Annotated in this window: 20 protein-coding genes; 9 read left to right on the top strand and 11 right to left on the bottom strand. The window is 52.8% G+C overall.

What is annotated here, in order from left to right:
• Positions 1 to 28: 28 nt before the first annotated feature.
• From xthA to MRBBS_RS09920, 9 genes are all read right to left on the bottom strand, one after another.
• A complete protein-coding gene (xthA, locus tag MRBBS_RS09960; protein WP_014871373.1) occupies positions 29 to 841 on the bottom strand; it encodes an exodeoxyribonuclease III in 813 nt (270 codons plus the stop codon).
• A gap of 90 nt (positions 842 to 931) precedes the next feature.
• Complete coding sequence (locus MRBBS_RS09955; protein WP_014871372.1) at positions 932 to 1,741, bottom strand: hypothetical protein; 810 nt, start codon at positions 1,739 to 1,741, stop codon at positions 932 to 934.
• Positions 1,738 to 2,259, bottom strand: coding sequence for a DUF2878 domain-containing protein (locus MRBBS_RS09950; protein WP_014871371.1), 522 nt, complete (start codon positions 2,257 to 2,259; stop codon positions 1,738 to 1,740). Before MRBBS_RS09950 ends, MRBBS_RS09955 begins: the two co-directional genes overlap by 4 nt.
• On the bottom strand, positions 2,256 to 3,539 hold the full coding sequence (locus MRBBS_RS09945; protein WP_041635237.1) for an SAM-dependent methyltransferase: 1,284 nt from the start codon (positions 3,537 to 3,539) through the stop codon (positions 2,256 to 2,258). Before MRBBS_RS09945 ends, MRBBS_RS09950 begins: the two co-directional genes overlap by 4 nt.
• Positions 3,527 to 4,420: a DUF1365 domain-containing protein gene (locus tag MRBBS_RS09940; RefSeq protein ID WP_014871369.1), complete on the bottom strand. Its 894-nt coding sequence runs from the start codon at positions 4,418 to 4,420 to the stop codon at positions 3,527 to 3,529. Before MRBBS_RS09940 ends, MRBBS_RS09945 begins: the two co-directional genes overlap by 13 nt.
• Before the next feature lie 102 nt (positions 4,421 to 4,522).
• Positions 4,523 to 5,788: an NAD(P)/FAD-dependent oxidoreductase gene (locus tag MRBBS_RS09935; protein ID WP_014871368.1), complete on the bottom strand. Its 1,266-nt coding sequence runs from the start codon at positions 5,786 to 5,788 to the stop codon at positions 4,523 to 4,525.
• 33 nt (positions 5,789 to 5,821) lie between these two features.
• Positions 5,822 to 6,616, bottom strand: coding sequence for an SDR family NAD(P)-dependent oxidoreductase (locus MRBBS_RS09930; protein WP_014871367.1), 795 nt, complete (start codon positions 6,614 to 6,616; stop codon positions 5,822 to 5,824).
• Positions 6,613 to 7,080 (bottom strand): nuclear transport factor 2 family protein, encoded by a 468-nt coding sequence (locus MRBBS_RS09925; RefSeq protein WP_014871366.1) that lies wholly within the window; start codon positions 7,078 to 7,080, stop codon positions 6,613 to 6,615. Before MRBBS_RS09925 ends, MRBBS_RS09930 begins: the two co-directional genes overlap by 4 nt.
• The gene (locus MRBBS_RS09920; RefSeq protein ID WP_014871365.1) at positions 7,077 to 8,033 is read right to left on the bottom strand and encodes an acyl-CoA desaturase; all 957 of its coding nucleotides are present in this window, start codon (positions 8,031 to 8,033) and stop codon (positions 7,077 to 7,079) included. The genes MRBBS_RS09925 and MRBBS_RS09920 overlap by 4 nt, the downstream gene beginning before the upstream one ends.
• A gap of 40 nt (positions 8,034 to 8,073) precedes the next feature.
• Between MRBBS_RS09920 and MRBBS_RS09915 the strand changes: the two genes are divergently transcribed.
• Positions 8,074 to 9,150, top strand: coding sequence for an NAD(P)/FAD-dependent oxidoreductase (locus MRBBS_RS09915; RefSeq protein WP_014871364.1), 1,077 nt, complete (start codon positions 8,074 to 8,076; stop codon positions 9,148 to 9,150).
• Here MRBBS_RS09915 and MRBBS_RS09910 read toward each other — a convergent pair.
• Positions 9,125 to 10,597: an HD domain-containing protein gene (locus tag MRBBS_RS09910; protein ID WP_014871363.1), complete on the bottom strand. Its 1,473-nt coding sequence runs from the start codon at positions 10,595 to 10,597 to the stop codon at positions 9,125 to 9,127. The two genes, MRBBS_RS09915 and MRBBS_RS09910, sit on opposite strands and share 26 nt — an antisense overlap.
• Before the next feature lie 159 nt (positions 10,598 to 10,756).
• Between MRBBS_RS09910 and MRBBS_RS09905 the strand changes: the two genes are divergently transcribed.
• The 5 genes from MRBBS_RS09905 to MRBBS_RS09885 all read left to right on the top strand — a co-directional run bounded on the left by MRBBS_RS09905 (position 10,757) and on the right by MRBBS_RS09885 (position 15,266).
• Positions 10,757 to 11,962 carry a PP2C family protein-serine/threonine phosphatase gene (locus MRBBS_RS09905; RefSeq protein ID WP_014871362.1) on the top strand — a complete coding sequence of 402 codons (1,206 nt, stop codon included), beginning with the start codon at positions 10,757 to 10,759 and terminating at the stop codon, positions 11,960 to 11,962.
• An 18-nt stretch (positions 11,963 to 11,980) separates the two neighbouring features.
• A complete protein-coding gene (locus MRBBS_RS09900) occupies positions 11,981 to 12,472 on the top strand; it encodes an STAS domain-containing protein (RefSeq protein WP_014871361.1) in 492 nt (163 codons plus the stop codon).
• A 41-nt stretch (positions 12,473 to 12,513) separates the two neighbouring features.
• On the top strand, positions 12,514 to 13,587 hold the full coding sequence (locus tag MRBBS_RS09895; RefSeq protein WP_041635236.1) for an NAD(P)H-dependent glycerol-3-phosphate dehydrogenase: 1,074 nt from the start codon (positions 12,514 to 12,516) through the stop codon (positions 13,585 to 13,587).
• Between the two features lie 64 nt (positions 13,588 to 13,651).
• A complete protein-coding gene (gene sixA, locus MRBBS_RS09890; RefSeq protein ID WP_014871359.1) occupies positions 13,652 to 14,698 on the top strand; it encodes a phosphohistidine phosphatase SixA in 1,047 nt (348 codons plus the stop codon).
• Between the two features lie 106 nt (positions 14,699 to 14,804).
• Positions 14,805 to 15,266, top strand: a complete 462-nt coding sequence (locus MRBBS_RS09885; protein ID WP_014871358.1) for an FKBP-type peptidyl-prolyl cis-trans isomerase — start codon at positions 14,805 to 14,807, stop codon at positions 15,264 to 15,266.
• A gap of 60 nt (positions 15,267 to 15,326) precedes the next feature.
• Here the strand turns inward: MRBBS_RS09885 and MRBBS_RS09880 are convergent, their stop codons facing one another.
• A complete protein-coding gene (locus MRBBS_RS09880) occupies positions 15,327 to 16,979 on the bottom strand; it encodes an electron transfer flavoprotein-ubiquinone oxidoreductase (RefSeq protein WP_014871357.1) in 1,653 nt (550 codons plus the stop codon).
• A gap of 373 nt (positions 16,980 to 17,352) precedes the next feature.
• Between MRBBS_RS09880 and MRBBS_RS09875 the strand changes: the two genes are divergently transcribed.
• From MRBBS_RS09875 to MRBBS_RS09865, 3 genes are all read left to right on the top strand, one after another.
• Positions 17,353 to 18,102, top strand: coding sequence for an electron transfer flavoprotein subunit beta/FixA family protein (locus tag MRBBS_RS09875; protein WP_014871356.1), 750 nt, complete (start codon positions 17,353 to 17,355; stop codon positions 18,100 to 18,102).
• Positions 18,102 to 19,040, top strand: a complete 939-nt coding sequence (locus MRBBS_RS09870; RefSeq protein WP_014871355.1) for an electron transfer flavoprotein subunit alpha/FixB family protein — start codon at positions 18,102 to 18,104, stop codon at positions 19,038 to 19,040. The genes MRBBS_RS09875 and MRBBS_RS09870 overlap by 1 nt, the downstream gene beginning before the upstream one ends.
• An 86-nt stretch (positions 19,041 to 19,126) precedes the next feature.
• The gene (locus tag MRBBS_RS09865; protein ID WP_014871354.1) at positions 19,127 to 20,368 is read left to right on the top strand and encodes a saccharopine dehydrogenase family protein; all 1,242 of its coding nucleotides are present in this window, start codon (positions 19,127 to 19,129) and stop codon (positions 20,366 to 20,368) included.
• Positions 20,369 to 20,390 lie beyond the last annotated feature (22 nt).

The following is a 20,390-nucleotide window of genomic DNA, read 5'->3' as shown; positions in this document are numbered from 1 at the left end:
ACCACCTCCCTGGTTGACGAAGAAAGAATCAGAGCGTGAATCTGGCCCATACCGGAGCATGATCAGAAGGGCGATCCATAGCCCGAACATCATAGCTGACGCCGGCGCTTTTCGCTTGGGGCAGCAAGTTGTCACTGGCCATTATCAAGTCAATGCGCAGCCCGCGTTTTGGCTCGCGATTGAACCCTTTGCTGCGGTAATCAAACCAGCTGAACGTATCCGCCTCGTTGGGGTGAAGGTGGCGAAATACATCGGTATAACCACGGCTTTCAACCTCACCCAGCCATTGGCGCTCCTCGGGCAGAAAACTGCATTTACCGCTACGCAACCAACGCTTGGCGTTATCCGCGCCAATGCCGATATCTTTGTCAGTCGGGGAAATGTTTACATCGCCCATCACCACCACTTTGGTGTTGCGCAGCTTCAACTCATCCAGATAGCTCATCAGATCCGCATAGAACTTCTGCTTTGCTGGAAACTTCACCGGGTGATCGCGACTCTCGCCCTGGGGAAAATAGCCGTTGATCACGGTCAGGGTTTCACCATTCACAATAAAGTCTGCGGTAATCAGTCGGCGCTGGGCGTTGTCCAGGTCGTCAGGAAAGCCTTTGTAGACCTTGTCCGGCGCCATTTTTGACATAAGCGCTACGCCGTGATGGGTTTTTTGGCCGTGGAAATGCACGTGGTAACCCAGCGCTTCAATGTCTGCCAGCGGAAAATCTTCATCGCTGACTTTTGTTTCCTGCAAACCAATAAAATCCGGTTCCAGCTGCTCAATAACAGCGGCAAGCTGATGTAGGCGGATACGAATGCTGTTAACGTTGAATGATACAAACATCATGGGGGACGGTTCTCCGACACAAGTTTATCCCAAGTTTAACACATTGAAAGGGTGAGGGAATGGGGCTTGGTTGTCGCCATTGCGAATGGTCTACGGTGCCAGCAGCGGACAGGGGGGATACTCAGTTACGCTGTAGACGATATCCGCTTGAATATTTTCTTGCTGGTTGAGACGGATATTGGCCAGACCGGAATAATGGGTCAGGGCACCTTGCTGGTTATAGCCCAGTAAAATAGGTTCAACTATTAATCGTAGAAACAGGCTGGTTGGGCGAATCTGAATCAGATGATCGGCTCGAATGCGGTCGTTGTCACTCTTACTATCGGCCGGTTCCAGCACAAAACCATAATAGCTGCCGCGGGTTGGCGCCAGAAACTCGAAGTTTACAGAACCGCCCTCAACCACGGTTTGCCAGTTTTGCCGGACCAGATTGTCAAAACCGGAATCCACCACCAAGCTGTTATTGCTGTCCAAACGAAACTGTTTAAATTCTTGGGCGGGTGATTGCCATTCGATGGCAACACTCCCTGAATCATAGCCGACCGTCAGGCGCTCGTTGAATCGGGGTTGAACGAACTCCACGCCAGGGCGCAGCAGGCTAGGCTGGTTGTCGCGGTCATAGCGAAGTTGTTTGAAAGCGAACGGGGCATCAGAACTGGCGTCAAAATATTCGACCCTGTGGCTCTGCGGTTTGAACTGATTGCCGCTGCAGACTCCCTGTATTACATGTTGTTCGCGGTAAAGCTCGCTGCCAGCGTTTGCGCTGTCCAAGGGGCGAGCGCTGCCGGTAAAGTGGAACTCAGCGCCGGCGTCGGCTATAGCAGGTGCCCAGGCCAGCGTTGCGGCAAGGGCAGTAGTCACACTCCAGCCAAGTTTTGCCTTGGCTTTACGGGCGTTCATCGCGCAAGCCTTGGGTAAAGAAAGTCGCGCAGAGACAGCAGAGCCGGAAACAACACCAGCCACCCCACAGCTAATGCCAGTAAAGACGGCAGCAAATTGGGGAGGGTAACGGCTCCAAGTGCACTGGCGGACCAGTAGGCAAAAGGCCCTGCAATGGGCACTACCAGCAACATCAGCAGCCGGTTGCTGCCCAGCCACTTCAGGGAATGGTTAAGTGAGGTCATAAAGATTGCCCAAAGCGCAACCAGCCAGAGCGGCGTTGTGATGGCAGCGCCACTGGTGTCGGCAAGAATGCCGGTGCGCAGCCAAATGCCATCCAGTAAAGAACCTGCCAGAGTACCTATAACAATAAATTTCAGTTCGTCCATTTTGTACTGACTGACCAGAACAAAATGCACCAACAAGAATATCGCCACAATGATCAGCGCCCAGGCCTGTGAGAGCAAAACGCAGGCCAGCCAACCAAGCTCGAACATTACGAAATTCAGGATGTTGCGATAGGTTTTTGAAGAAATCATACGCTATGTATGGGCGCGTGTTTGCTGCCGGGTTTCGCCATAACAATTTGTGCTACGCCGATAGCTCGTTCACTAAACCCCGCTTCGCAATACGCAAAATAGAAATGCCAAAGGCGCTGGAATGCGTCGTCATAGCCTCGTTGGTGAAGATTTTGGCTTTGAGCCTGAAAGCGTTGACACCAGTCATCAAGAGTACGGGCGTAATGAAATCCCAAGTCTTCAACGTGGGCAAGCACCAGGTCTGTTTGCTCGCGCACCGCACCCACCATGGCTCCAAAAGAGGGAATGAAGCTGCCGGGAAAGATATAGCGCTGAATGAAATCAACGTTCTTCAAGGCTCGCTGGTAACGCTGCTCCGGCATGTTGATGGCCTGTATCAGCGCAAGGCCGTCAGGTTTTAACAACTGGCTGATTTGGCCGAAATAACTGGGCAGAAACTGCGGGCCAACGGCTTCAATCATTTCGATAGACACCAGTTTGTCGTACTGGCCGCTCAGGTCGCGGTAGTCATCAAATAGCAACGTAATGCAGTCTTGCAGGCCTTCCGCTTCAACCCTCTGTGTTGCCAGTGCCAATTGTTCAGCCGAAATGGTGGTGGTGGTCACGTGGCAGTCATAATGCTTGGCAGCGTAGATAGCGAAACCGCCCCAACCAGTCCCGATTTCAAGGACTTGGTCACCAGGCTTGAGCTTCAGCTTGCGGCAGATAACATCGAGTTTATAGGTCGAAGCTTCGTCAAGAGTACTTTCCGGCGTTTGATAGATAGCCGATGAATACATCAAGGATGGGTCTAAAAACAGCTCGAACAGATCATTGCCGAGATCGTAATGGGCACTGATATTTTTACGCGACCCTTCGGGTGTATTGCGATTAAGCCAGTGCAATCCCTTCAGGGTGGGCTTCGTTACCCAGCTGAAACGGTCTTCAAACCTGTTCATCAAATCAATATTGCGGCTGAAAAAACGCAGCAGGTACACCAGATTGGGGGAGCTCCAGTCGCCGGCCACGAAGGCTTCAGCCGCCCCAATACTGCCGCCGGTGAGTAAGTCGCGCCACGTACTGTGATTATGGATGACCAACTCGGCAGCGGGGTAGGCACTGTTGCCATCCCCTACGGTGACATCGCTGGCGCCGGCTTCATAAATAACCAGTGTGCCTTTTTGTAAGCGCATCAGCTGCTGCATTACCAGCGAACGCGCCACTCGGCTAGCGATAGGAGAGGGCCGCAGAGCGGATGTTATTTTCGCCGAAACCGCTGAGGACGTATTCATATTCTCCATGAGCTTACCTTTCCACTTGTCCCTTGGGATCGTGCATTCGATTGCTCTGGCACAAGATCCAAGCCGCAATCCTTTTGCCCCAGCCTGAACGCCGGATCGTTGGAATCCAACTTGTCCGGATGGGTGTAAAAAGGTGCACCTTTCAGTTTTAGTTTCAGCGCATGCCAATATATTCCGACGCTGACTTTAAGCGCTTCCAGCGGAAACTGGCGTAAACTGTCGTGCAATATCTTACGACTGAGCGGCTTGCGTTGGACCACTAGGGTGGCATCAAATTGACGGGCATTCTCTTCCATCACGCTCATGTGAACGCGCAATTGCGGTCCACGAAAGCTGAAGGTCCAGCGGTAATTCTGATGCATGCCGTTGAACGGTGACACGTGGAAGCGTTTTTCGAACTCGAACAGCTCGCTACGCCAGCCGGCCTTGTTAGGCGGATGGCCGACGGTTTCGAGGCAGTAGGCGTGGCGTTCATGCCAGGGCGTATTGGTGATCTGCGCGATAATGACCCGCGGTACCGCGCCGATTTCAGCGGTATCACCCTTGGCGTAACAGAAATAGAAGCTTACCGGATTGAACACATGACCAACGTAGCGCGGGTGGGTGATCAGCTCGATTTTGCCATCGGGGGTCCAGCCTGTCGCCTCACAAACATAGTCCCGCAGCGCCAGACCCAGACGGCCGTGGTCTGGCCTAAAGTAGTCTTTCCGATATAACGACAGCCAGTTAAACCGTTCCACAGAAAACAATGGGCTTACTGTGGTGGCTAACTGCCAGTTGTCGACGTCCAGCGCCAGCATACCGGTGTGGTAGCTGAATTCGTGTTGCACCGGATGTTGACGCCGGTGGCGTATGCTGCCTTCCAGCCAATCACTGCTCATAGTTATTCTTCAGGTAGGTACTTTTTAAATAGTTACTATCCAGGTAGTGACTATTTATATAGTGACTATTCAGATAGTGACTATTCAGGTCACTGCGCATGGCTAGAGCTCCACACCAAAGGCGCGAGTTACCCGCAACGCACTGTTTACGCCGTCTTCGTGGAAGCCGTTGAACCAGTAGGCACCGCAGAAGTGGCTGCGGTTCTGGTTACCGATGTCATCGTAGCGTTTTTGCGCCGCGACAGCCTCCAGGGTGAACACCGGATGAGCATACTCAAACTTTTTAATGATCTTGTCGGGCGCTATGTCGTGGCTACGATTCAAGGTAACGCAAAACGTTTCTTCCGCGCTGTGGAAATTCTGCAGAACATTCATGTTGTAGGTTACCGACACCGGCTCGTGACTGCTCGCGGGGATCAGATAGTTCCATGCCGCCCAAGCCCGGCGATTTGATGGCAGCACACTGGCGTCTGTGTGCAATACCACATCGTTATTCTGGTACGCGATGGCGCCAAGGATCTGTTGTTCAGCGTCGGTAGGCTGCGCCAGCATGGCCAGCGCCTGGTTGCTGTGGCAGGCAAATACAACTTGGTCAAAACGTTGCTCTTCGCCTGCGCGCACCACGGTAACGCCGTCTGCGTCACGTTTCACTTGCTGCACCGGGCTATTCAACCGTAGGCGGCCGTCCAGGCGGTCCATCATTTTGCCCACGTATTGTGCAGAACCGCCGGTTATCACCCTCCAGGTTGGCCGGTCATCAACCGACAACATGCCGTGATTGCTGAAAAATTGCAGAAAGAAGCGTATCGGGAACCGCTCAAGTACCACCTCGGGCGCCGACCAAATAGCTGACCCCATAGGCACGATGTAGAACTGTCGGAAGTATGCCGAGTAGCCGTTGCGGTCCAGGTAGCTACTCAGGGTTTCGCTGTCGTCGATGCTTTGATTGGCCAACTGCTGCTGGGTTTCCTTGTTGAAACGCAAAATTTCGCGAATCATTTTCAGGAATCGAGGGTTTAACAGATTGCGGCGCTGGGCAAACAGAGTGTTCAGGCTCGTGCCGTTATACTGCAGGCCCGTGCGGCGACTGTCGACACTGAAACTCATGTCGCTGACTTCTGACGCTACCCCTAATCGATCCATCAGCTTGATGAAGTTCGGATAGGTCCAGTCGTTGTAGACAATAAATCCGGTGTTTACCGGCCAGAATCGACCCCCCGAGGAGACTTGTTCGGTATTGGTGTGACCTCCGGCGTAATCCGCTGCCTCGAAAATTTCGATATCGTGGTGCTCTGCCAGCAGCCAGGCTGCTGTGAGGCCGGACACACCGGCACCAATGACAGCAATTCGCTGACGTTCAAAACTCATTAAATAGTCGCCTTATGCCAAGATCATGTCAGGTTATTTGGAAGCGTTAGCGGCTGATTGCCGCGCCATGGCGGCTGCCATTCGGTCAACAACCGGTTGTGGCATTGCGCCCAAGAGCTTCATGGCCCAAGTGAACCGTTTGGGGAAGGCAATATCACGATGGCCTTTCTTCAAGCCGCTGACAATGCGCTCCGCGGCTTCTTCGGCGGTCACAATAAAGGGCATGGGGAAGTCATTGACGTCAGTCAGGGGCGTTTTCACAAATCCAGGCGATACCACGACGACATCAATGCCCTCTGGTGCCAAATCGGCTCGAAGGCAATGGCCCAAATAGCTGAGGGCCGCCTTAGAAGCACCATAGCCTTCCGCCCGCGTGAACGGCAGCCACCAGGCTGACGAGCTGACGATGACCAGAGTCGCCGGTTCGCCTTTGGCGCGAGCCCGTCGCAGCGCCGGCAATGCGATGTCCAGGCTGCGGGCGGTACCCATCACATTGGTTATGATGTTGTTACCAATAACGTCGCTGCTGTAGTTGGCAATGTCGACGTAGTCACAGGTGCCCGCGTTCAAAATGGCCATGTTTAGCGGGCCGTGGCTTTCTAAAACTGGCGCAATTGTAGCCAGGTCATCGCTACTGGTGGTGTCGGCGGCAGCCACACTGATTCGGTCTGAAGCCAGTTGTTGCAGACTTTGCAGGGGCTCCGGGCGACGGCCGGTCAGCACCAGCTTATGACCGTCGGCCACAAGCGCACGAGTTAGTGCCTCGCCAATGCCGGAACTTGCGCCTGTAAGCCAGATATTGCTGCTTTTTTGAAGCACGTTTTTCATCCGGCGTGTTCCTTGATCTTGCGAATAATACCGCCCAGCAGTGGCAAATTTTCATAGAGCATCTGGCCGGCATCGAAGTAATCACGATGATAATTCACTTTGCCACAGTCAATGTGTAAATGGCTGATGCCTTCTACTTGAATTTCTCTGCCCCCATTGATGCGCTTGTGGCGCAGATACATAGTCCAGGGAAGGGTAACGGTGCCTTCGTCAACGACTTCTTGACCAAATACAAAGTGGGAGGCGATGACGTTCTGGTACGAGCTCGCAAAATAACGAGTCAGCTCTTCCAGGCCACGAACTTCGCTCAAAGGATCTTTGAAGTGTATGTGCTCAGCATAAACGCCGGCTAGCTTGTTCAGGTTGCCTTTGTCCAATGTGTTAAACAACTCTCGAAAGCGATTAACAACGTGAGGCGTGGCCGCATATTGTGAGCCCACCTCGATTGTCGACGCGATGGTCATGACTGCATTCTCCTAATGGAATCTAACTTGCGAGTTTCTTCCTGAACGCTTTTCGGAATTGGGTTCAGATCCCAAATAATACCCAATCGGGCCAGTAACCATAGGCCATACCAGGTAATGTCGATTTCGTACCAACGAAAACCTTGGCGTACAGACTGCGGCCAGCGATGGTGGTTGTTATGCCAACCCTCACCCAAAGTAAGCAACGCCAGCCAGAAGTTATTGCGGCTGTCGTCTCCGGTTTCAAAACGCCGCTTACCCCACACATGCGACAGCGAGTTGATGGACACAGTAGCGTGAAACAGCACCACAGTTGAGACGAAAAAGCCCCATACTAATAACTGAAAGCCATTCGTTCCCAGCTCGGGCGCCCAAGCTGCCAAGCCTTCACCTATGCCGTAAATTATCAGTGCCGCGACGGCAGGTACCAGGGCGTCGAACCGATTAATAAAGCGCAACTCGGGGAATTTTAACCAATCGCGTACTTTACGTTCGTTCATGGCAAAACCAGCGTCACACGTGAACCATCCCGCGTGTGCCCACCAAAAACCGCCCTGCTGGGGCGAGTGCAAGTCTTGCTCTTGGTCTGAATGCTGGTGGTGATGGCGATGGTGTGCCGCCCACCAAAGGGGCCCGCGCTGCGCCGAACTAGCTCCCAAGACTCCGAAAATAAATTGGGTTTTCCTACTTGTCTTGAATGTCTTGTGGGCAAAATAGCGGTGATAAAATCCGGTAATTGCAAACATTCGGAGCCAGAAAAATGCCAGTGCGAACATCACCGCAAAGGTGCTGGTGCCGGTAAAATATACCAGCAGACATGACAGATGCAGGGCAATAAATGGTATAACGCGGACTAGGTTGAACGCCCGTGAATCACTGTCGAGGTTGTCCGCGCCTGCGTCGGAATCAAACCATCGAACGATATTTAAGAGCCAATGTCGAGCTGGGGTCATACCCTTTAAGCCTTTAATTACTGATGGAAATTGCAACACTATGGACCAGAATAACTCTTCTAACGGAACCGTAAGCACTATTAACGACACTATACGCTCTGTTGCCATTGTTGGTTCAGGCGTGGCGGGCTTGACCGCAGGCGTTTTGCTCAAGGCTCAAGGGCACGATGTGACTCTTTTCGAGAAAAGCCGCGGCCCCGGTGGCCGGATGTCTACAAAACGGGTAGCCGGGACGTCAGTGGACATGGGCGGCCAGTACTTTACAACGCGGAATCCGGATTTTCTGCCGTTTCTACGTCGGCATGCCGGCGAGCAAACCGTTGTTCCCTGGCACGGGCTGCTTGGCTATCAGCAGGATAACGGCGACTGGTCAGAATTTCCCGCCGAGCAACGTTACGTCGGTGCACCCAGAATGACCGCCATTACCCGAGGCTTGTCTGCAGGCTTGAATGTTCAGGCGCAGACCCGGGTAGCAAGGCTACACCGTGACTCACAGGTAAAAAAATGGCATCTGCAGGACGCTGATGGCCAGAATCTGGGCGCATTTGACCAAGTTATTATTACCGCACCGCCGGCCCAGGCTCGTGCGCTGCTGGAAGACAGCAGCGCGGCGCAACTTGCCATCGAACTGAACACGGCGGTGGCACAGATTTTACCGTGTTGGGCGGTAGCAGTGAAGTTCAGCACTAACCCCTGGCCGCGCTTCCAGGGTGCCCGAGTCGCCAATTCACCCCTGTTCTGGGTAGCGGACAACACCAGCAAGCCGGGTCGCGAGAACGCATCTGATGAACCTGCTGCGGGCCATTGGTGGGTGCTGCATGCAACTCCCGAATGGACAAATGCCCACGTAGATGATGATCCCCAGCAAGTAGTAGACGCTTTAATAGCGGCTTTTGCCGAACTAAGCGGTAACGCCGAACCGGCGCTTGAAACCTTAACCCACCGCTGGCTTTACGCCCGTTCGGATGCCGGTGGCGAACCTCAGCCTGGCCACCTCTGGTTTGCCAGCGAGCAATTGGGGCTGGCCGGCGATTGGCTGGCAGGTGGGCGCATAGAAGGCGCCTACAACAGCGCCGTAGGCCTAGTGGATGCTATCGGTGGATCGGAGCAGGCGTAAACGGCCGTGTGTAAAAATGGGTGATGATGCCGTCGCCAAACTTACTGAAAAAAGCGCTGACGTCGGTGATTTTCTGCAGCGACCTGTGTCGGTTGACGGGGTTGCGCATAAGCACCTTTATGCCGTTGAAATTATCCTGAATATTGGAAAAACGTGTATACATCGAACAGGTCACCACATTGGCCGGGTTTAGCGCCAGCTGCCCGGCCAGCCAGTGGCTGTGTTGGGCGATGGCGTCTGGGTTCAAATCTTCCCGGGTATCCAGATGTTGCAGTTTTACCCGGTTCACGATGCAGAATGAAAAGCTTTCTGGCTGGCGTCGCGCCACTTTGCGAAACGCTTCCCAAAAGAAGTTGTCCGTTAGCTCCGCAAACCACTGCATATTGCTCAGACATGTATCAATCCAGTGAAAACTTTCTTCATCATCCAATACTTCGTTGATGGCCTCGCGCAGCAGCCAGTCAAAACCCAGCGCTGTTTTGTGGGCATATACCTTGCGATACATCTGATAACGGCTGTAAACGAAATCCTCCAGCGCGCCCAAGCCTTTCTGGGTGATGGCCAGTCCCAGCCACGGCTCATGGGGGTTCCAGCCAAAGCGCAGGTTGCTCAACAGGTGGTCCAGATTAAAGCCGCCAATGGTGACAGACGAGTGAAAACCATCTCGCAGCATGTAATCGGCTCTGTCAGCATCGATTTCGCCGGATACGATAGACGACAGCAAGTTCATGACCATTCCCGGAATATCGTTTTCCACAATGGCACCGCCGTGAGCATCGGCCCCGGCGATAAATTCCCAAAAAGTCACTGCGTGCTTGCAGAAAGTAGGGCTTGGCTTTACTTCTGTGGTTTCCATAATGCCAATAACGTCGACCGCGTTCAGCCCGGCGGCGGCCAAATCTATTGTGCTCAGAACATCGTGCGCCACGCGCACGGAATAATGCTCGTGTTCCAGTTCCTCCGGTGGCTGCGGGTGGTACTGGCGAAAGTCGACATCGGCCCACAAATCCTCAAATCTTCCTGGCCGCGACATCAGTTCGCGAATGTGCCGAGCTTGGGTGAACTGGTGAGAAAAGCTGGAGTGACCGCTGTCGTGAAGCAGGCAGCCCAAGCGAATGGTCTTGGCTAGATAGTCGATAGCGTCAAGTTGGCTCAGGGTTAGGTCGGTTTGTTCACTGAGTTGGCGTTCGCGCAAATAGGCGTCGATCATCGCACGGAACATGCGTGTGCCCACGTGCATCACGCCAATGCTGTGTAAAAATCGTGAGTGGGTGGCGCCGGGAAACACCAGGCTGAGAATGTCGTTCTGGCAGATATTGCGCAGGCGCTGGAACAGCGGGTGGTCTATCACCTGTATTTCATGGCGGTACAGGGGAATGGCCCCGTGAACCGGATCCATAATCAGTTTGTCGTAGGCTCCGAGCAAGTCGTTTACGGCGCGCCTCATAATCGGCTTTCCCTAAAATTGATGATACTCTTGGCTTCGTAATAATTTCGTACTGGTCTCGTATCGGTTTTATAGGGATTGTTATATCACAGAGGAATGTCAGAATAAGCTTTGTATCCTCTGTTTTCCGCTTCTCGTCAGTCGTTTAGGGCAGCTGCCATGGTTTCGCGTACTCAGCGCATTCTGATCATTGATTCCGACGCAAGTGCACGTGCTGAACTGTCCCGTTATCTGGAGGTTCGTGGCTTTTACGCGTTGGGTTATTCAAATCCGTCAGCGGCCATTGCGCTTTACGATGGGCCAGTACCCGACATCATATTTGCAGATTTACCGCCAGACGCCATTCGGGAAGTGGCAAACCACTTTGAAGACAGCGAATATTTTATACCTATTGTGGCCTGTGCTGAACAGGCCACAGGTGCTGATGTTGTTGCGGTCATGCGGGCCGGTGCCTCAGATTTCCTGCTAAAACCCTGCAATTCAGACCGTAACGCTCTGGACGATGTGATTGCAAAGCTGCTTGAGCGAGCACGGATCAATCGCTTGAATCAGCTATACCGTCAAGAGCTGGAAGATGCCAACCGCGAGCTGCGATCGGGTATGTCCGAGCTCAGCGCGGATCACCGGGCCGGCCGTAAAGTGCAGATGAAAATGCTGCCAGAACACAACATGGAAGTGAACGGCGTGGTTATTGATCATCTGATTAAACCATCATTGTTTCTGAGCGGCGATTTTCTGGACTATTTCAAGTTAACCGATGACAAAGTTATGGTGTACATCGCAGATGTGTCTGGCCACGGTGCCAGCTCTGCGTTTGTTACAGTATTACTGAAGAATCTGACCAGCAGGCTGCGGCGTGACTTAAGGCGCGGATTTAATGATGAAATCATGCACCCTGAGCTCTTCTTACAACGTATAAACTCAGAACTATTGGATACCGGCTTAGGCAAACACGTCACTATTTTCATGGGCATCATTGACTTGAAAACACGGGTTTTGAGCTACACGGTAGGTGCTCATCTCCCAATGCCTATTATCGCGTTTGAAGATCAGCCGGCAAGATTTTTGGAAGGTAGTGGGCTCCCCGTCGGGCTGTTTGAAGAGCCGGAATGGAAAGTATTTGAGCTGGCGTTGACGGCGCCGTTCCGGTTGCTAATGTTTTCAGACGGTATCCTGGAGGTCATACCGGCTAAAAGCCTGGATGAAAAGGAACGAACACTACTTGAACTCGTATCGGGAGGTCGTCACACTATCGCCTCTTTGAGCGAGGCTTTGAATCTCGATGAGACGACGGAATTACCTGACGATATCGCTATGGTATCGGTCACTGACATGTTGCGTGATTCAGCAAACCCGTCGTCCTAAACAGTGGCAGTATGGAAAATGGCTGGTTATAAAATTCTGCAAGCGGAAGAAAAGGGCATTTATGTCTTAAGGTTTGTTGGTGAAATACGCCTAAATCTGTGCTCGACGCTGGACAACCTGGTTGAATCCATTACTCAGGATCCCAATTTCAGAACCGTGGTCATCGACTTGTCTGAAACGGAAGTAATCGACAGCACAACCCTCGGACTTTTGGCAAAAATAGCATTGGCCGCCAAAAAACAGAGCGGATGCACGCCCAGCCTGATTTCCACCCACCCGGATATCACACGCATCATCGTTTCGATGGGCTTCGACAGTATTTTTATTATTGTCAGCGAGCCGGTCTCGAGCATGGAGCGCCTGGAAGAAATACCGGAGTTGAAGGCGAGTGAACAACAGGTTCGTGACAAAGTACTGGAAGCCCATAAAATACTGATGAGCATGAACAGTCACAATCGGGAAGAGTTTAAAAATCTGGTTCACGCCCTGGAATGCCAAGAAACCGGCTGAGCGAAAAACGGAATGATCATTCCTGCAAAGTGAAAAAACCTATGTCCGAAAACACAGCAGCGCCCGCGCAGGGCAACTCTTCCAGTCTGCCAGTCTGCCATGACGTAGCGGTGCTCGGCGGTGGCAGTTTTGGTACAGCCATGGTCAAGGTGCTGGCTGAAAATGGCCATAGGGTACATTTTTGGATGCGTGACCAAGCTCAAGCCGACAGCATCCGCGAAACCGGTCAAAATGAGCGCTACATGCCCGGCATTGCGCTGGCCGGTGATATAGAGCCCACTACAGATTTTCCCGGCGCAGTTGCCAGCGCTGAAATTGTCTTTGTTGCCATTCCATCAAAAGCCTTCCGTGACGTTATTCACCAGCACGCCGGTTGTTTTCGCGATGGCCAGATAGTTGTTAGCCTGACCAAAGGTATTGAAGCCCAGGGTTTCAAGCTAATGAGCGAAATACTGCAGGATGAAATTCCTCAATGCCGAATTGGTGTGCTCAGCGGCCCCAATTTGGCAGCGGAGATTGTAAATCGTGATCTGACCGCCACCGTCATAGCGTCAGAAAACCCAGAAGTGCGCGCCTGCGTTCAAAATCTGCTGGGCTGTGAGTATTTTCGGGTTTACGCCAACGTGGACATGTACGGTGTGGAGCTGGCGGGTGCGTTGAAAAATATTTATGCCATCGTCGCCGGGCTAGGCTCGGCTCTGGAGATGGGTGAAAACGCCAAAGCTATGCTGATTACACGCGGCATGGCAGAAATGAGTCGCTTTGCGGTCAGTTTGGGGGCCAATCCTATGACCTTCCTGGGGCTGGCCGGCGTTGGTGATTTGATTGTTACCTGTACATCGGCCAAAAGCCGGAATTTCCGTACTGGTTACGCCATTGGCAAAGGCAAGCCGCTTGATGAAGCCGCGGCGGAGTTGGGGCAGGTTGCAGAGGGCATTTACACTCTGAAACTGGTGCGTGAAAAATCCGAGGCCATGGGTATTCAAATGCCGCTGGTGCACGGCTTACACGAAATTCTATATGGCAATGCGTCTGTAAAGGCTGTTATCAGCGGCTTGATGACGGCCGCGCAGAACTCCGATGTGGAGTTTATCCTGCCGCGCACCATTGTTTAATAGCGGCCTAATAGCGATCTAATATCGACGTTTTTAATGTTAATCATGCGTTTAGAGGTTATTGATGAAGCTTCTTATCATGCGCCACGGCGAAGCAGGCCGGCACTCACAGGATGATCAGCGCGAGCTTACCAACGCGGGCAGGCAACAAGTTGCTCGAGTGGCCGCCCAGCTAGCGGAAAGTGATAGCCGCCCTGAGCTTATATGGTGTAGCCCCCTGGTTCGTGCCCGGCAAACTGCTGCGATAGTGGCTGAAATATTGAATTGTCCGGTTGAAGAAAAGCTGTTCATTACGCCAGACGACGATCCTGCTCATTGCCTGGGCGCCTTACTGGCCAATACGGCTTCACCGTTATTGTTGGTATCGCACATGCCATTGGTAGGCGTGCTCACCAGCCTGTTGACAGAAGGCGACAGGCGTGGCGCAGCGTTCATGACAGCCCAGGCCGTGCTGCTGGATATGGCCACTGTTGGCCCCGGCTGCGCTGACCTGAAAACCTGTTTTTCCCCTGACCTTCACCGCAGCGACCCCTCAAGGGAGGTGTCTATGAGCCAACAGTCGATAGATCTGGAGCCGCTCGCAAAGTCTGTTCCTGCCAAAGGTTTACCGCCACTTCAAGACTGGCACCCGCCGCTCTCCGGCGATATGGAAATGCGCATAGATCGCAGCTGTCAATGGTGGTTTAAAGGGAATCTTATAGGGCGCGAGGCGCTGGTGAAGCTGTTTTCCAGCATATTACGGCTAGAAGACGACGGCGAGTATTACCTGATTTCACCGGTCGAGAAATGGCGCATTCAAGTGGACGACACACCGCTGTTGGCTCATTCGTTAACGGTGAGCGGGCAGGGCGAACAACAAACGTTAACGCTAACCACCAATGTGGGAGAAATCCTCAGTATTGGCGCCGACCACCCGCTGAAAATCGAGACTTACCGGGAAACCGGTGAGCCCCGACCGTTGATAAAGGTGCGCCATGGCGTGCACGCACGACTGGTGACGGCGGCTTACTACGAATTGGCGGATTTGGCTGTTGAGCGTATAGTGGATGGAGAAACCGCGGTTGGTGTGTTCAGCGAAGGAAATTTCTTTAAATTGACAGGCAACGGTTGAAAACTCTACCTGCGCCCCAAAAAATGACGAGTATCGCGGTTTAGTCGTTGTTAAGCTGGGTACACATGAATTCAATACAGTCATTTAAGACAAGCAAGGAGATCACATGGCACAACCCCGCGTTGTATCCATCCACTACACTCTCACCAATGACCAGGGAGAAGAACTGGATTCCTCCCGCGTAGAAGGTCGGGAGCCGCTGTCTTACCTGGAAGGCGCACAGAACATCATCGGTGGGCTGGAAAGTGCACTGAATGAAAAAGCCGTTGGTGACGCCATGAAAGTGACAGTGGCTCCTCCTGAAGCCTATGGCGAAAAGAACGACGAGCTGGTTCAGCCGGTTCCTCTCAGCGCATTCGAAGGCGTAGAGTCCATCGAACCGGGTATGCAGTTCCAGGCAGAGACGCCGAACGGCCCTCAGGTGGTACGCGTAATTGAAGTAGGTGACGAAACCGTCACTATTGATGCCAACCATCCCTTGGCTGGCGAGACCCTGCACTTTGATGTTGAAGTTGTTGAAGTTCGCGACGCAACAGACGAAGAACAGGAACACGGTCACGTTCACTGATCCATTGTGAACTGTGCGTAAAAAAGGCTCCCGAGGGAGCCTTTTTTTTGCCTGATACTATTACATGTTCGGGTAGTTTGGACCGCCGCCGCCTGCTGGCGTTACCCAGGTAATATTTTGGGACGGGTCTTTAATGTCGCAAGTTTTGCAGTGTACGCAGTTCTGCGCGTTAATCTGGAAGCGTTTGCCGCTGCCATCTTCCGCTGCAACCACCTCATACACGCCCGCAGGACAATACCGCTGAGCCGCTTCGTTGTACTTCGGCAAGTTGTGCTCTATCGGGATGCTTGGATCTTTCAGTTGCAAGTGAACCGGCTGATCTTCTTCATGGTTGGTGTTAGAGATAAACACCGACGTCAACTTGTCGAAGGTCAGTTGATTGTCTGGTTTCGGATAGCTGATCGACTTGCAGTCAGCAGCCAGTTTCATCGTATTGTGATCGGCCACAATGTCGTGCAACGTGAAAGGCAGGCTGCGGCCCAAAATGTTCTGCTCCAGATACGCCAGACCACCGCCTATAATCGGGCCAAATTTGTGAATACTGGGGCCGAAGTTACGGTCTTTGTAGAGCTCTTTATAGAGCCAGCTGTCTTTGAAACGGTCTTCAAAGCTGGTGATTTCCTCGCCGTTTTTACCTGCATTCAGCGCTTCAAATACCGCTTCTGCGCCTATCATTCCAGATTTCATGGCCGTGTGAGAGCCCTTAATCTTGGAGAAGGTCAGGGTTCCGGCGTTACAGCCCAGTAGCAGGCCTCCTGGAAAACTCATTTTGGGAAGGCAATTAAAGCCGCCCTTGGTGATGGACCGGGCGCCGTAAGACACGCGCTTGCCGCCTTCCAGATGCTTTTTGATTTCCGGATGGTGTTTGATCCGCTGCATTTCATCAAACGGGCTCAGGTGCGGATTGCTGTAGTTCAAATCGGTAATCAGGCCCACATACACCTGGCCACCCTCAAGGTGATACAGGAAGGAACCGCCAGTAGAGTTACTTTCACTCAATGGCCACCCCGTGGTGTGCACGACCAGGCCCGGTTCGTGTTTGGCTGGATCTATGTCCCACAGCTCTTTAATGCCAAGACCGTAATGCTGGGGATCCTTGCCAGCGTCTAGCTTGAATTCGTTGATCAACCGTTTGCCCAAGTGGCCGCGGCTACCTTCTGTGAACAAGGTATATTTAGCGCGCAGCTCCATTCCGGGCATGTAACTGTCTTTATGGCTGCCATCACGGGCGACGCCCATATCACCGGTAATAATGCCTTTCACCTGGCCGTCTTCAATAATTGTTTCCGAAGCCGCGAAACCGGGATAGACCTCAACACCGAGCTCTTCGGCACGCTCACCCAGCCAGCGGCAGAAATTACCCAGGCTGATAATGTAGTTGCCGTGGTTGTGCATGTTCTTTGGCACAAAAGCATTGGGTATCTTTGTGGCCTTTTCCTGGTCTTTCAGCAGGAAAATATCATCACGGGTGACCGGAGTATTCAACGGTGCGCCCAGCTCCTTCCAATTTGGAAACAGCTCGTTTAAAGCGGTTGGCTCAAAAACGGTACCGGCCAAGATATGGGCGCCGATTTCGGAGCCTTTTTCCACCACGCAAACCGTTAATTCCTGGCTTGCATCCTGGGCGAGTTGCATTAGGCGGCAGGCCGCCGAAAGGCCAGCAGGACCACCACCGACGATCAGGACATCAAACTCCATCGATTCGCGTTCCACGTTAGTCTCCTCAACCATATTTTTTAAATGTTGGACAGTCACGACTGAACCGGGCTCTTCAAAATCTGTGCGGTATTATACGTGTAAAAAACCCTGCAGACGACTGCGTGCTGCTAAAGTTAAGCTTGCGTTGTATCTATGGTAACTCTTATTGCGTCTTTCTGGTACGTTAAACAAACGTTTGTTTTAATTGATTTGTGGGGATTTTCTCCCTGTTCTCAAGCTGCTACGGCTGTGTCGGCATGACCTAAACGGCGCCATTTGTATTGACCCGCTTTCGCTTTATCGGCAGAATCGACGCACTCCTGCAGCAAATACTTCCATTGAATTTGCTGATACGTCTTTAAACACATCGTAGAAGAACGAGGAATCTATGAAGGTTCTGGTTGCTGTAAAACGAGTAGTTGACTACAACGTAAAAGTGCGTGTAAAGCCGGACAACACCGGCGTTGATCTCGCTAACGTCAAAATGGCAATGAACCCATTCTGCGAAATCGCTGTTGAAGAAGCGGTTCGGTTGAAAGAAAAGGGCGTTGTGAACGAGATTGTGGTGGTTTCTATTGGTCCCAAGGCCTGTCAGGAGCAGATTCGCACCGCTCTGGCATTGGGCGCGGACCGTGGCATCCACATTGAAACAGACGCAGAGATTCAATCTTTGCAGGTTGCCAAGCTGCTAAAAGCTGTGGCTGATAAAGAGCAACCCAATCTGATCATTCTGGGCAAGCAGGCCATCGACTCAGACAACAACCAGACTGGCCAGATGTTGGCCGCGTTGGCAGGTATGAGCCTAGGCACATTCGCGTCTGAAGTTGTGATCGACGATGACAAAGTAAACGTAACTCGTGAAGTAGATGGCGGCATGATGACCGTTTCACTGACGTTGCCCGCGGTTGTTACCACGGACTTGCGTTTGAACGAACCGCGTTACGCGTCGTTGCCTAACATTATGAAAGCAAAAAAGAAGCCTCTAGAGTCCATTAGCCCGGCCGATCTGGGTGTTGATGTCACCCCGCGCCTGACAACTGTCAACGTGGAAGCCCCGGCTTCACGCCAGGCAGGTATCAAAGTGGCAGACGTGGCAGAGCTGGTTAACAAATTGAAGAACGAAGCGAAGGTGATCTGATGAGCATCCTTGTAATTGCTGAACATGACAACAGCAGCCTGAAGCAGGCGACCCTGAGTGTTATTGCAGCCGCCAAGGTTATCGGTGGCAACATCGATGTGTTGGTCGCTGGTGAAAACGTGGGCGCCATTGCGGAAGCCGCAGCAAAAGCTGACGGTGTTAATAAGGTGATGGTTGCTGATAACGCGGTTTATGGCCATTTTTTGGGTGAAAACCTGAGCCAGTTGATTGTTGAGCTGGCCGAGGGTTACACCCACATCCTGGCAGCTGCCGGCAGCACGGGCAAAGACACCATGCCCCGCGTAGCGGCATTGCTGGATGTGGCCCAGATTTCTGACATCATTCGAGTTGAAGCCCCAGACACCTTTGTTCGCCCGATTTATGCGGGTAACGCCATCGCTACTATAAAATCCAGCGATAGCGTTAAGGTGATCACCGTGCGCCCAACCGGCTTTGACCCGGTAGCAGCAGAAGGTGGCTCCGCATCGGTGGAACAGCTGGACGTGGTAAAAGATGCAGGTTTGTCCACGTTTGTCAGTGAGCAAAAAGCGAAATCGGACCGCCCTGATCTTGCTAGCGCCGGGATTGTCGTCTCTGGTGGCCGCGGTATGCAGAACGGCGAAAACTTCAAAATGCTGGAGCAGATCGCCGACTTGATGGGTGCCGCTGTCGGAGCATCTCGAGCCGCTGTTGACGCCGGCTTCGTGCCCAACGATATGCAGGTAGGGCAAACCGGAAAAATCGTTGCGCCACAGCTGTACATTGCCGTTGGTATCTCGGGTGCTATTCAGCATCTGGCGGGTATGTCTGACTCTAAAGTGATTGTTGCGATCAACAAGGACGAAGAAGCACCTATCTTCCAGGTAGCCGACTACGGCCTGGTTGCAGATCTTTTTGAAGCAATACCGAAACTTGAAGAAGAACTTAAGAAAGCGTAATAAAGTATTGTTTCTATTGAAAAAGGCACCTTATTTGGTGCCTTTTTTTTATGAAGTTACGTTTATAAACGCAGGTAGGAAAAGTGATGAGTGCAAGTAAACAGCCCCCTTACGATCTGTTGGTGTTCGGCGCAACCAGTTTTGTCGGTCAGATTCTGAGTCAGTATTTATACGATACCCATGGCGTGGGTGGTGATGTTTCATGGGCCATAGCCGGCCGCTCACAGTCAAAGCTTGAAACACTCAGAAACCAGCTGGGGTCAGGCGCTGCCGATTTGCCGTTACTGGTCGCCGATGCCACCGACGAACCAGCGCTGCAAGCATTGTGCATGCGCACCCGGGTTATTATTTCTACGGTCGGCCCTTATGCGCTTTATGGCGAACCACTGATCAAAGCCTGCGTCGAAACCGGCACTGACTACTGTGACCTTACCGGCGAAGTACAATGGATCGGCAAAATGGTGTCGCGCTATGAAGCGGCGGCGAAAGAATCCGGTGCACGCATCGTTCATTGCTGTGGTTTCGACTCTATACCTTCAGACATGGGCGTCTGGTTCCTTCAGCAACAGGCAGAGAGCGCTTTTGGCAGGGTGTGCCAGGATGTGCGTATGCGCTTGAAAGCGGCCAAGGGAACGCTCTCCGGCGGCACAGTCGCGTCAATGATCAACATTGCCAAGGAAATGGCCGCCGATCCCGAACTGCGACGCTCTATGGCGAACCCGTTCTCCATCAGCCCCGCTGGCCATCGTTCAAAAACTCGCCAGCCTTCGCTCAAAGGCCCGGGGTTTGATAAAACCCTGAACAGCTGGCTGGCACCGTTTGTGATGGGCGCCATCAACACTCGCGTTATTCACCGCTCCAACGCTCTGCAAGATACCCGCTACGGCCAGGAATTCACTTACGACGAAGCCGTTATGACCGGCCGCGGTGTGAAGGGCCGGTTGGCTGCTTATGGCATAACCGCAGCATTGGCAGGGTTTTTCATGGGTTCTGCGGTGAAACCAACGCGCTGGGCTATTGAAAAATTTGTGCCACAGCCAGGAGAAGGCCCAAGCCCGGAGGCCCAGCAGACCGGGTTTTTTGACATGCGATTCGTGGGGAAAACAGATGACGGGCGTACGATCATTACCCAAGTTAAAGGCGATCGTGACCCGGGTTACGGCGCCACCAGCCGCATGATCGGCGAAGCAGCAACGTGCCTGGCATTTGATGTTCCAAAAAATCAGGACGGTGGTTTCTGGACCCCGGCATCCTTGCTAGGCCAGCCACTGCTGGAGCGTTTAACCAGACGTGCCGGTTTGAGCTTTGACGTACTGGAAACCCGCTAAAGCGGGGCTCCAGTCAACGGCA

This window comes from Marinobacter sp. BSs20148 (assembly GCF_000283275.1).
Classification (GTDB): Bacteria; Pseudomonadota; Gammaproteobacteria; order Pseudomonadales; family Oleiphilaceae; genus Marinobacter; species Marinobacter psychrophilus.
This window is presented reverse-complemented; position numbering and strand designations above follow the sequence as displayed.

Excerpts from the sequence above, each read along its gene's own strand:
- xthA (WP_014871373.1), bottom strand. The coding sequence starts at position 841 with ATGATGTTTGTATCATTCAACGTTAACAGCATTCGTATCCGCCTACAT.
- MRBBS_RS09915 (WP_014871364.1), top strand. The coding sequence starts at position 8,074 with ATGGACCAGAATAACTCTTCTAACGGAACCGTAAGCACTATTAACGAC.
- MRBBS_RS09920 (WP_014871365.1), bottom strand. The coding sequence starts at position 8,033 with ATGACCCCAGCTCGACATTGGCTCTTAAATATCGTTCGATGGTTTGAT.
- MRBBS_RS09865 (WP_014871354.1), top strand. The coding sequence starts at position 19,127 with ATGAGTGCAAGTAAACAGCCCCCTTACGATCTGTTGGTGTTCGGCGCA.
- MRBBS_RS09895 (WP_041635236.1), top strand. The coding sequence starts at position 12,514 with ATGTCCGAAAACACAGCAGCGCCCGCGCAGGGCAACTCTTCCAGTCTG.
- MRBBS_RS09955 (WP_014871372.1), bottom strand. The coding sequence starts at position 1,741 with ATGAACGCCCGTAAAGCCAAGGCAAAACTTGGCTGGAGTGTGACTACT.
- MRBBS_RS09950 (WP_014871371.1), bottom strand. The coding sequence starts at position 2,259 with ATGATTTCTTCAAAAACCTATCGCAACATCCTGAATTTCGTAATGTTC.
- MRBBS_RS09940 (WP_014871369.1), bottom strand. The coding sequence starts at position 4,420 with ATGAGCAGTGATTGGCTGGAAGGCAGCATACGCCACCGGCGTCAACAT.
- MRBBS_RS09875 (WP_014871356.1), top strand. The coding sequence starts at position 17,353 with ATGAAGGTTCTGGTTGCTGTAAAACGAGTAGTTGACTACAACGTAAAA.
- MRBBS_RS09910 (WP_014871363.1), bottom strand. The coding sequence starts at position 10,597 with ATGAGGCGCGCCGTAAACGACTTGCTCGGAGCCTACGACAAACTGATT.
- MRBBS_RS09870 (WP_014871355.1), top strand. The coding sequence starts at position 18,102 with ATGAGCATCCTTGTAATTGCTGAACATGACAACAGCAGCCTGAAGCAG.
- MRBBS_RS09900 (WP_014871361.1), top strand. The coding sequence starts at position 11,981 with ATGGCTGGTTATAAAATTCTGCAAGCGGAAGAAAAGGGCATTTATGTC.
- sixA (WP_014871359.1), top strand. The coding sequence starts at position 13,652 with ATGAAGCTTCTTATCATGCGCCACGGCGAAGCAGGCCGGCACTCACAG.
- MRBBS_RS09935 (WP_014871368.1), bottom strand. The coding sequence starts at position 5,788 with ATGAGTTTTGAACGTCAGCGAATTGCTGTCATTGGTGCCGGTGTGTCC.
- MRBBS_RS09885 (WP_014871358.1), top strand. The coding sequence starts at position 14,805 with ATGGCACAACCCCGCGTTGTATCCATCCACTACACTCTCACCAATGAC.
- MRBBS_RS09945 (WP_041635237.1), bottom strand. The coding sequence starts at position 3,539 with ATGGAGAATATGAATACGTCCTCAGCGGTTTCGGCGAAAATAACATCC.
- MRBBS_RS09930 (WP_014871367.1), bottom strand. The coding sequence starts at position 6,616 with ATGAAAAACGTGCTTCAAAAAAGCAGCAATATCTGGCTTACAGGCGCA.
- MRBBS_RS09925 (WP_014871366.1), bottom strand. The coding sequence starts at position 7,080 with ATGACCATCGCGTCGACAATCGAGGTGGGCTCACAATATGCGGCCACG.
- MRBBS_RS09905 (WP_014871362.1), top strand. The coding sequence starts at position 10,757 with ATGGTTTCGCGTACTCAGCGCATTCTGATCATTGATTCCGACGCAAGT.